General features: G+C 63.4%; 9 protein-coding genes. 3 read left to right on the forward strand and 6 right to left on the reverse strand.

What is annotated here, in order from left to right; translation table 11 throughout:
* Window positions 1-156: 156 nt before the first annotated feature.
* The 6 genes from NN5_RS22760 to NN5_RS22785 all read right to left on the reverse strand — a co-directional run bounded on the left by NN5_RS22760 (window position 157) and on the right by NN5_RS22785 (window position 6,714).
* Entirely contained in the window at window positions 157-1,305 is a 1,149-nt protein-coding gene (locus NN5_RS22760; protein WP_067738677.1) for a M20 aminoacylase family protein, read from the reverse strand.
* A gap of 10 nt (window positions 1,306-1,315) precedes the next feature.
* A complete protein-coding gene (locus tag NN5_RS22765) occupies window positions 1,316-1,807 on the reverse strand; it encodes an Lrp/AsnC family transcriptional regulator (RefSeq protein WP_067738680.1) in 492 nt (163 codons plus the stop codon).
* Between the two features lie 12 nt (window positions 1,808-1,819).
* Window positions 1,820-3,232 carry an aspartate aminotransferase family protein gene (locus NN5_RS22770; RefSeq protein ID WP_067738683.1) on the reverse strand — a complete coding sequence of 471 codons (1,413 nt, stop codon included), beginning with the start codon at window positions 3,230-3,232 and terminating at the stop codon, window positions 1,820-1,822.
* A gap of 110 nt (window positions 3,233-3,342) precedes the next feature.
* Entirely contained in the window at window positions 3,343-4,425 is a 1,083-nt protein-coding gene (locus NN5_RS22775; protein WP_067738686.1) for a tartrate dehydrogenase, read from the reverse strand.
* A gap of 1 nt (window position 4,426) precedes the next feature.
* Window positions 4,427-5,902 carry an NAD-dependent succinate-semialdehyde dehydrogenase gene (locus NN5_RS22780; protein WP_067738689.1) on the reverse strand — a complete coding sequence of 492 codons (1,476 nt, stop codon included), beginning with the start codon at window positions 5,900-5,902 and terminating at the stop codon, window positions 4,427-4,429.
* Window positions 5,899-6,714, reverse strand: a complete 816-nt coding sequence (locus NN5_RS22785) for a GNAT family N-acetyltransferase (protein WP_245656669.1) — start codon at window positions 6,712-6,714, stop codon at window positions 5,899-5,901. The genes NN5_RS22780 and NN5_RS22785 overlap by 4 nt, the downstream gene beginning before the upstream one ends.
* Window positions 6,715-6,957: 243 nt before the next feature.
* On the opposite strand from NN5_RS22785, the gene NN5_RS22790 reads away from it, so the two are divergent.
* From NN5_RS22790 to NN5_RS22795, 3 genes are all read left to right on the forward strand, one after another.
* On the forward strand, window positions 6,958-8,430 hold the full coding sequence (locus tag NN5_RS22790; RefSeq protein ID WP_067738699.1) for an aldehyde dehydrogenase family protein: 1,473 nt from the start codon (window positions 6,958-6,960) through the stop codon (window positions 8,428-8,430).
* A gap of 416 nt (window positions 8,431-8,846) precedes the next feature.
* Window positions 8,847-9,059 (forward strand): hypothetical protein, encoded by a 213-nt coding sequence (locus tag NN5_RS26105; RefSeq protein WP_157081285.1) that lies wholly within the window; start codon window positions 8,847-8,849, stop codon window positions 9,057-9,059.
* Complete coding sequence (locus NN5_RS22795) at window positions 8,992-9,915, forward strand: DUF6414 family protein (protein WP_157081286.1); 924 nt, start codon at window positions 8,992-8,994, stop codon at window positions 9,913-9,915. The genes NN5_RS26105 and NN5_RS22795 overlap by 68 nt, the downstream gene beginning before the upstream one ends.
* Window positions 9,916-10,108: the final 193 nt, after the last annotated feature.

The following is a 10,108-nucleotide window of genomic DNA, read 5'->3' on the forward strand; positions in this document are numbered from 1 at the left end:
CGATTGGCCCTAGAGCATCTTGCGGGAAATCCGCACCCCTTCCGCTCGTCCTGAGCTTGTCGAAGGACGCTGGCGCTGCGCGAGGTCCCCCTTCGACAAGCTCAGGACGAGCGGACCTTGATCCCGGTTTCTTGCCTTTTGCGCTAAGGGCTGGCTTCAGTCGCGAAGCCAGTGGCGGGCAAGCGCCATGTGCAGCCGCATACCGAGTTCGAGGACCTCGTCGTTGAAATCGTAATGCGGGTTGTGCAGCGGCGGCGGATTGTCCCCGCGTCCCTGCCCCAGCCAGATATAGGCCCCCGGCCGCTGCTGCAGCATGAAGGAGAAATCCTCCGAAGTCGCGGCGGGTTCGGGCGCCAACTCGGCATGGCCGACAAGCCCCGCCACCGCCAGCGCATCGGCAGCGGCATCGGCATCGTTGATCGTCGCGGGATAGTAGCGGTCGTAATCGAGACCGGTCTGCACTTCGAACGAGGCTTCGATGCCGCGCAGCATCTGCCTCATGCGTTCCTCGATGCGGTCCTGCACCATGGGATCGAACGTGCGCACAGTGCCGCCCACCATGACTTCGGCCGGCAGCACATTGTGCGCATGGCCGCCCGCGATCTCGGTCACGGAGAGCACGGCGAAAGCCGAAGGCGGCACATCGCGCGAGACGATCGTGTTCAATTGCTGCACCAGCGACGCGGCAGCCAGAATGGCATCGGGGGTGTCCTGCGGGATGGCCGCATGGCCGCCCTTGCCCGTGACTGTGATACGATACTTATCTGCCGCGCCCATGATCGGGCCGGGCCGGGTCGAGATCGTGCCCGCGGGCAGGCCCGGCCAGTTGTGCAGTGCATAGACGCGATCGCAGGGGAAGCGTTCGAACAGGCCTTCCTCGATCATTTGCCGAGCACCGCCCTGCCCTTCCTCGGCAGGCTGGAAGATCAGGTGAAGCGTGCCCGAGAACTGCGGATCGCGGGCCAGGGCCTGCGCGGCGCCCAGCAGCATCGCCACATGCCCGTCATGCCCGCAGCCGTGGAAGCAGCCCGGAACCGTGCTTTGCCAGGGCAGGTTGGTCTGCTCGTGGATCGGCAGCGCGTCCATATCCGCACGCAGGCCCAGCCTGCGTGTCCCGTCACCCGCGCGGATCACGCCGACAAGGCCAGTGCCGCCGATGCCTTCGTGCACTTCGATCCCCGCCGCGCGCAGCACTTCGGCAATGCGCGCGGCCGTGCGATGCTCGACGAAGCCCAGTTCGGGATGGGCATGGATATCGCGCCGCAGCGCGACAAGCGGCTCGATCAACCCGGCGAGATCGTTCAACGGATAATCCTCACTGGTCCCCGAACAGGTTCTGAATCGGGAAATGATGCTTGATGAAAGGCGACTTGATCACGACGTAGCTGAAGTACTTCTCGATCCCGTAGTCGCTTTCCAGCATATCCTCGATGATCGCCTGATAATGCGCCACGCCGCGCGCGACGAACTTCAGCAGGTAGTCGTAGCCGCCACTGACGAGGTGGCATTCGACGATCTCGTCCAGCTTGGCGATGCGCGTCTCGAAGCGGGAGAAATCGCCCCGCCGGTGTTCCGTCAACGTCACTTCGGTGAAGACGGTAAGGAACTCGCCCAGCTTGTTGAGATTGATGTGCGCACCGTAACCGGTGATATAACCGGCCTGCTCCAGCCGCTTGACCCGCGTCAGACAGGGGCTGGGCGAAAGGCCTACGGCATCGGCCAGCTCCACATTGGTGATGCGGCCCGACTGCTGCAGATTGGCCAGAATCTTCAGGTCGATCCGGTCGAGCTTGGGTCCTGGCAGCATCTTGTTATCCTTCTATGAGCTCAGGGTATTACGGACATCAGCCTGCTCGAAAAGCTGGTCCAATGCCTTTTCTACGCGTTCGAAGATCATGTCCATCTCGTCTTCGCTGCAGCACAGCGCAGGCGCGAAGCCGATAACCGCATTGCCGAAGCAGCGCACGATCACGCCGTTCTCCCAGGTCAGCTGCGAGAGCCGCCCGCCGATATCGAGTTCGGCGGGAAACCCTGCCTTGGTCCGCTTGTTGGAGACCAGTTCGATTGCGCCGAGGAGGCCCCTTCCGCGCGTATCGCCGACGAGCGGATGCTCGCGCATACGCTCCAGATGCGCGGCGAAGCGCTTGCCGGTCTTCACCCCGTTTTCAAGCAGGCCGCCCTCCTGGTAAAGCCGCAGCACTTCCAGTGCGACGGCGGCGCTGACCGGATGCCCCGAATAGGTGAAGCCATGGCCCACCGGCAGAGCCTCAGGCGCACTGTCGGCAATGGCCTGATACACGTGATCGGCCATCAGCACCGCCCCCATCGGCGCATAGCCGCTGGTCAGTCCCTTGGCGATCGTGAGGAAATCGGGGGAGACATCCTCGTCCTGGCAGGCGAACATCGGGCCGGTGCGGCCGAAGCCGGTGATGACTTCGTCGACCACCATGAGGATGCCAAGCCGCGTGCAGGCCCCGCGCATGGCCTTGAGCCAACCGCGCGGAGGGACGATCACGCCGCCCGATCCCTGGATCGGTTCACAGAAGAACGCAGCGACATTGCCGGCGCCGATTTCGGCGACCTTGGCCTCAAGCGCCGTTACACTGGAAGCGATCACGGCCGCATCGTCATCGCCTTCAGGGTGGCGATAGGGATAGGGCGAAGCGATGTGATGCTGCCAAGGGCGCGGCAAGTCGAAGCCGCGATGGAAATTGGCAAGCGCGGTCAGCCCGGCGCCGGTGCTGCTCGAACCGTGATAGCCCCATTCCATCGCGATGAAGTGCTTCTTGTCCGGTTTGCCGATCGCGTTGAAATAATGGACGATGTAGCGGATCGCACTGTCCACGGCATCCGAACCGCCCAGCGAGAAATAGACGTGATCGAGGCCTTCCGGAGCCAGCGCCGTCAGCTCGCCAGCCAGGCGAATGGCCGGTTCGTTGGCGAAGTGGAAGTACCCCGTGGCATAAGGCAGGCGGCGCATCTGATCCGCGGCCGCCGCGACGACACTGTCCTGGCCATAACCGACATTGACGCACCACAGGCCTGCAAAGGCATCGAGGACCCGCTTGCCGTCGATATCGGTGAGCCACATGCCGTCACCCGAGGCAAGCACGCGCGCGCCGTGCTTTTCATGTCCGCGGAAAGACGCGACCGGATGGATCAGGTGATCGCGGTCGATCTCGATCAGGGAGCGGTTGGAACCGGCGGGCTTTGCGTCATGCTGGCTGTTCATGCCGCCAAAGCTATTGCGGTTGCGTGGCGAGTTTATCCGAAGTTGGCGGCCCTGCAGAGCATCAGGCCTGCATCGCGCCAACCTTCCGGCATATTATGCCGCCTGCGCAATCACCCGATTGCCGCCGCTATCGCCTTGCCGCATTCGACCGTGCGGGCACTGCCCTTGAGATCGCCGGTACGTCCTGCCGGAGTGGCCAGAACAGCCTCGATGGCCTGCATGATCGCGCCTGCCGCTTCGGTTTCGCCCAAGTGCTCCAGCATCATCGCGGCCGACCAGATCTGGCCAACCGGATTGGCGATGCCTTTGCCCGCGATATCCGGCGCGGAACCGTGGACCGGCTCGAACAGCGAGGGATGGGTGCGGTCGGGGTTGATATTGCCCGAAGGCGCCACGCCGATCGTGCCGGTGCAGGCAGGGCCAAGATCGGACAGGATATCGCCGAACAGGTTGGAGGCGACGACCACATCGAAGCGGTCCGGGTTCATCACGAATTGCGCAGTGAGGATATCGATGTGGTACTTGTCATGGCTGACCGAAGGATATTCGGCGGCGATGGCCTCAACGCGCTGATCCCAGAACGGCATGGTAATGGCGATGCCGTTCGACTTGGTGGCGGAAGTCAGGTGCCCCCGCTCGCGCCGCTGCGCGAGTTCGAACGCGAAACGCAGCACGCGGTCGACGCCGTAGCGGGTCATCACCGTTTCCTGGATCACCACTTCACGGTCCGTGCCGGGGAACATGTGGCCGCCGACCGCACTGTATTCGCCCTCGGTGTTTTCGCGCACCACCCAGAAGTCGATGTCGCCGGGCTCGCGCCCGGCCAGCGGGCACGGCACGCCGGGCATCAGCCGCACCGGGCGCAGGTTCACGTACTGATCGTATTCGCGGCGGAACTGCAGCAGCGAGCCCCACAGCGAGATATGATCGGGCACTGTATCGGGCCAGCCGACCGCGCCGAAGAAGATCGCGTCGGGGCGGCCGATGCGTTCCTTCCAGTCCTCAGGCATCATCGCGCCGTGCTCGGCATAATAGTCGCAGCAGGCAAAATCGTGCCACTCTTGGTCGATCGTGAAGCCGAACCTGCTCGCCGCCACCTCCAGCACGCGCATTCCTTCAGGCATGACTTCCTTGCCGATGCCGTCACCGGGGATGACGGAAATGGCATAGCGGCGGTTGCTGCTCGTATTCATCTCAGGCCCCTGCACTTTCGAATTCGAGGCCGCCGATGTGGAAGGCCTTGGTTTCCAGATATTCCTCGATGCCCATATGGCCGCCTTCGCGTCCCAGGCCCGATTGCTTGATACCGCCAAAAGGCGCCATCTCCATCGCGATCGAACCGGTGTTGAGCGCAACCATCCCGGCTTCCAGCGCTTCGGCTACGCGAAACGCCCGGGAAATGTCGCGGGTGTAGAAATAGCTCGCGAGGCCATAAGGCGTGGCGTTCGCCATCTCCAGCGCCTCGGCCTCGCGGGTAAAGCGGAACAGCGGCGCGACCGGACCGAAAGTTTCCTCCGAAGCGAGACGCATTTCGGGATTGGCATCTGCCATCACGACCGGCAGCATGAAATTGCCATCGTCGCACCCCTTGCCGCGCGCGATCACGCGTCCGCCCTTGCCCAGCGCATCCTCGACATGAGCGATCACCTTGCCGACCGCCGCCGGGTTGATCAGCGGACCGATCGTCGATCCCGGCTCCATGCCGGGCGCCGCATGGAGCGCCTCGACCGCCGCACCCAGCTTCTCGGCGAATTCCCGGTAAACCCCGTCCTGCACGAAGATGCGGTTGGCGCAGACGCAGGTCTGGCCGGCGTTGCGGAACTTGCTGGCCATGGCCGCCCGCACCGCCAGATCGATATCCGCATCCTCGAACACGATCAGCGGGGCATTGCCGCCCAGCTCGAAGCTGAGCTTCTTGATGGTATCGGCAGACTGGCGCATCAGCAGCGCGCCGACCCGGGTCGAGCCGGTGAAGGAGAGCTTGCGCACCACCGGGCTGGCCGTGATCGCCTTGCCGATCGCGGCGGGAAGGCCGGTAACGACATTGATCGTGCCCTTGGGAAAGCCTGCCCGCATGGCCAGCTCGGCCAGCGCCAGCGCCGTGAAAGGCGTCAGTTCGGAAGGCTTGATGACCACCGGGCAACCCGCCGCCAGAGCGGGCGCGCACTTGCGGGTGATCATCGCCGCCGGAAAGTTCCACGGCGTGATCGCCGCGCTTACGCCGATCGGCTGGGTCAGGACGATGATCCGCCGGTCGCGTTCGGGCGAAGTCACATTGCGCGCGCCGGTGCGGCGGCCTTCCTCCGCGAACCACTTGATGAAGGTCGCGGCATAGCGGATCTCGCCCTGCGCCTCGGCGAAAGGCTTGCCCTGCTCCGCCGTCATGATCCGCGCCAGATCGTCGAGATTGGCGAGCACCAGCGCGTGCCAGGCTTCCAGCAGCGCGCAGCGCTCCCCGGCGGTCATCGCCCGCCACGCCGGCCAGGCCGCATCGGCGGCGGCGATGGCGGCTTCGGTTTCCGCCTCACCGCAATCCGGAACTTGGCCCAAGACCGATCCATCCGCCGGATTGACCACGTCGAGCGCCCCTGTTCCGGCCGCGGGCAGCCATGCGCCGCCGATCAGTGCGGCTTGCCGGAGAAGTCCCGGATCCCGAAGGTCGATCATCATCCCAGTGCCTGCGCCGCCAAACCGTAGATCCTCGCTTCGCTGCCGCCCTTCGGCGCCGGGCCGAGCGCCATCGTGTGCACGCGGCCCACACATGGCAGGCCGAGCTTCTGCAGCCATTCGGACAGCCCGCTTTCCAGCGTCACGTCGAGCCGGCAGAAGGTGTTGGTGTTGAGCCCCAGCCAGTGCGAAACCAGCGCCTTGGCCCCGCCCAGATCGGGCGCGACCACCGGCGCGATCGACCAGCCCCGGCCGAACCGGCGCAACTGGGCAAATCCCACCGGCTGATGCTCGCGCGAGAGCACGACCGTGCTGCCGCACTCGGCCAGCGCATCGAACAGGGCGTGCCGGTCCATCCCGCTCGCCTTGCTGTAAAGATCGCCAAGACCGTCACCCGACGCGCCCATCGGCCGCACGCGCTCGCCGGGCAGCAGCTCGGCCAGCGGCACGGCCGGGACCGAGCCCTGATGCTGCAGCACCGTGCCGGTCACTTCGAAACCCAGCTTCTTGTAGAGTGGCAGGCCTTCGTCGGTGGCGTTGAGCACCACGGTGCGGCCCGCAAGGCTTTCCAGCATGGCCTGCATCAGCTTGCGGCCGATGCCCTGCCCCTGCGCGGCATTGGTGACGATGACCATGCCGAGCGTCGCCATGTCCTCGCCGAAGCGCCAGCCCATGATCGTCCCGGCAATCCTGCCGTCCAGCAGTGCGACAAGGCCCTCGCCCCATTCGAGGAACTGCGCCCAGTCCTCCTCGCGATGCGGCCAGCCCTGTTCGCGGGAGAGTTCGACAGCGGCGTCTATGTCTTGCGCCGTCATGGACCTCAAGGTCACTCGGGCATCCACGTCAATCGCCATCCGAATTCTCCTGATCAATCACTCCGATGCCGGATCGCTGTCCGGCGCCCCCTCCTCATGTTCGCGATCTAGACAGGCCGCAAAAGCATGGGGTGCCGGTTTTCGGAATATTTTGGAAGATTCTCTCGCCGTTTCCGCATGGCGGGCCAGCCGATTCCGCCGCGTCGGGCTAAATTGCTTCAAAGTCAGGTGGAAATTTCAGACATGAGCGAACTCGAAATCGACCGCATCAGGCCCGGTGCAGCGGCCAACTTCATCGGCGGCCACGCCGTGGTGGGCAAGGGCCGCACCTTCGAAGTGCTGCGCCCCTCCGACGGCCAGCTCCTCGCCCCGCTCCACGCGGCGGACGAAGCGCAGCTTGCCGAAGCGGTGGAGAATGCCGCCCGCGCGCAGAAGCAGAGCGGCTGGGCAACGATGGAGCCGCGCGGGCGCATGAAGCTGCTGCACCGCTGGGCCGATGCGATCGAGGCCGACGCCGCATGGCTCGCCCCGCTGGAAGCCGCCGGTTCCACCCGCACGCTGGCCGAAGTGCGCGCCTGGGACGTGCCCTATACCGCCGGCTGCATCCGCTTCTTCGCCGAATTCGCGGACAAGCACGGCGGCGAAGTCGCCTCCACCACGCCGGACAAGCTGGGCCTGACGATCACCGAGCCTTACGGCGTCGTCGGCGCCATCGCCCCGTGGAACCTGCCGCTGGTGATGGCCGCATGGAAACTCGGCCCCGCGCTTGCGGCAGGAAATGCCGTGGTGCTTAAGCCTTCCGAGCTCACCCCCTTCTCCGTGGTGCGGCTGGCCGAGCTGGCGGTGGAGGCCGGGATCCCGGCGGGCCTGTTCAACGTGGTGCAGGGCGGCGGCGCGGACATCGGCGACGCTCTGGTGCGCGCGGAGCAGATCGGCAAAGTCAGCTTCACCGGCTCCACCCGCACCGGCCGCGCGATCATGACCGCCTGCGCCGAGACCGGCCCCAAGCCGGTGACACTGGAGCTGGGCGGCAAGAGCCCGCAGATCGTCTTCGCCGACGCCGATCTCGACAAGGCGAGCGCGATCGTCGCCAAGGCCATCACCCTCAACGCCGGGCAAGTCTGCGTCGCCGGATCGCGCCTCTTGGTGCACGAAAGCGTGATGGAGCCGGTGGTGGAGCGCATCACCAAGGCCTTCGCCGCCCACCGCATCGGCGCGACGTGGGACGCGCGCACGACGATGGGCCCGATCGTTTCCGAACGGCAGCTTGAAACGATAGACGGCATGGTCAGCCGCGCCCTTTCAGCGGGCGGCGAAGCCCTCACCGGCGGCACCCGCGCCAGCGCCCCGCAGCAGGGCAGCTTTTACGAGCCCACCCTGCTCGCCGGCCTTTCGCAGGATGCCGAGGCGGTGCAGGGCGAAATCTTCGGGCCCGTCCTCACCCTGCAGACTTTCGCCGACGAGGACGAGGCCCTCTCCCTTGCCAACGGCACGCGTTACGGCCTCGCGGCCGGCGTCCACACCACCGACATCTCCCGCGCCCTGCGCGCGGTGCGCGCGCTGGAAGCAGGCACCGTCTGGGTCAACCGCTACGGCCGCAGCGACGACCACATGCTGCCCACCGGCGGCTTCAAGCAATCCGGCGTGGGCAAAGACCTGGGCCGCGAAGCCTACCTCGGCAACTGCAAGAGCAAGACGGCGCTGATTGGGGTTTGAGGGGATAACCCAAAACCTCCCGTCGCCCCCGCGAAGGCGGGGGCCCCGCTTTTTTGTCCGCCCTCACGGCGAAGTCACGCGATCAAAAAAAGAGCGGGATCCCCGCCTGCGCGGGGATGACGAGAGAGTTAGCGGTTACTCGCCTGATCGCACTTGGCATACCGTGAATGGCCACAGTACCAATGGCCCCAGCGGTATGCTATGAGCACATTCATCTTCCCCGGCCCGAGAATTTTTTCAGGCTATAGGCTCGAAAGACACAAATCTTTGCAGCTCATTTACATGGATGAAGCTAGCATATCTCGGGACGATATGACGTGGTGCTTCAATCGCCGCAGCCACTGTGACGACACCCACCTCAACGCAATACTAGAATCCATAGACTGCCCACATCTCATCTATTGCCAATTCACCGCATGACGAAGAAGAAAGACAAGCCTTCTGTGGACCTTTCAAACTTCGACTTTGACGAAGCCTCTGCTCGCTCTATTCACATAGACTCTAAAGAGATTGAGAGTGCTTCCGAATCGGTGAAGCGCGATGACGACGAGGCGCGTGAATATGTCAAAGAACGCCGTGACAGTATCGAGCGCGGAGCAAGACGAAGCAGAAAACGCTTCCGTCTTTGATTTTCTATATCACGATAGCAGGCGTGTGGCCTCTTATCTTTCCCAATTCGACAATAGCGGCTTGCTGACGGGCATAACGCAATCAGAAGGTGTCTCAAAAGGCTCAAAGCGAGGAAAACGTATTGGGTTTGGTGGCAATACACCACTAGGCGGCGGAAACATCGAACTCGAAATCGGCCCTAGTGAAGCAGGAAGCGAAAGTCTGGTGCGGGTCTATGATCCTTACTGGGCGAATGCTCTGCAATTTCTCGACGTGCTAGAAGAGCGTGGGATGATTCAACGCAATCTTGACGAGGCTACGATCGGGCAATTCGTGCTGGTTACGGGGTTTCTGAGCATTCAAGACCTAGGGATGATGAAGGAGGCTTGGAAGTCTTCGTCAATTCAGCGAAAAGTAAAATCAGGCGTTGGCGGTGGTAAAAAGATGAGCAATATGACCGCTGCACAGAAAGTCGTGGCAAAAGAGGAGGCTGAAAATATGGAGCTTTTCCTCGACATGATTCAGATCATGCCTCACTCAGTTCATGCACGAATGCTTACGAAAGTAAATGATGCAGCTAAACTTGTATGGTGCGTCCTCAACCAAGACAATTTAGTCACCGCAGCCAGCGACATAGCCCTCACTTATGGTGAGATGATGTCGGGGGACTGGTCGATTATCGGCATTCTAAGTGCATACCCTGAATATCTGACACCAGACCTAAATGGCTCTTTTGATGAGAATGATCTCGGGCTGACTGAAAGCATCATCGGCCAGCTAACGAAAATGCTAGCACCCGTTGTTCGTGTATCCCTTGGACGACCTTCGGCAGCCTTCGCCGTCACACCTCTGCTCATTTTTCGCGAAGTCAGTTAGGGGCAGGCACGAATATCAGCTGCGCCTACCCCCACCCTACCCCACAAACCATTTTCCTACACGCACCCCGCAGCGGTAAATTGCCGCCATGCCCCGGCCAGCCTCCTCCCCGCAGAACCGCCGCCTCTGCGCCATGCGCAAAGTGACAGGTCATCGCTCACAAGGTGACACTTCGCGGCCTAGGGCCAATCGA

The organism is Novosphingobium naphthalenivorans NBRC 102051 (assembly GCF_001590985.1).
GTDB lineage: Bacteria > Pseudomonadota > Alphaproteobacteria > Sphingomonadales > Sphingomonadaceae > Novosphingobium > Novosphingobium naphthalenivorans.

Excerpts from the sequence above, each read along its gene's own strand:
- NN5_RS22790 (WP_067738699.1), top strand. The coding sequence starts at position 6,958 with ATGAGCGAACTCGAAATCGACCGCATCAGGCCCGGTGCAGCGGCCAAC.
- NN5_RS22775 (WP_067738686.1), bottom strand. The coding sequence starts at position 4,425 with ATGAATACGAGCAGCAACCGCCGCTATGCCATTTCCGTCATCCCCGGT.
- NN5_RS22785 (WP_245656669.1), bottom strand. The coding sequence starts at position 6,714 with ATGACGGCGCAAGACATAGACGCCGCTGTCGAACTCTCCCGCGAACAG.
- NN5_RS22795 (WP_157081286.1), top strand. The coding sequence starts at position 8,992 with ATGTCAAAGAACGCCGTGACAGTATCGAGCGCGGAGCAAGACGAAGCA.
- NN5_RS26105 (WP_157081285.1), top strand. The coding sequence starts at position 8,847 with ATGACGAAGAAGAAAGACAAGCCTTCTGTGGACCTTTCAAACTTCGAC.
- NN5_RS22765 (WP_067738680.1), bottom strand. The coding sequence starts at position 1,807 with ATGCTGCCAGGACCCAAGCTCGACCGGATCGACCTGAAGATTCTGGCC.
- NN5_RS22770 (WP_067738683.1), bottom strand. The coding sequence starts at position 3,232 with ATGAACAGCCAGCATGACGCAAAGCCCGCCGGTTCCAACCGCTCCCTG.
- NN5_RS22780 (WP_067738689.1), bottom strand. The coding sequence starts at position 5,902 with ATGATGATCGACCTTCGGGATCCGGGACTTCTCCGGCAAGCCGCACTG.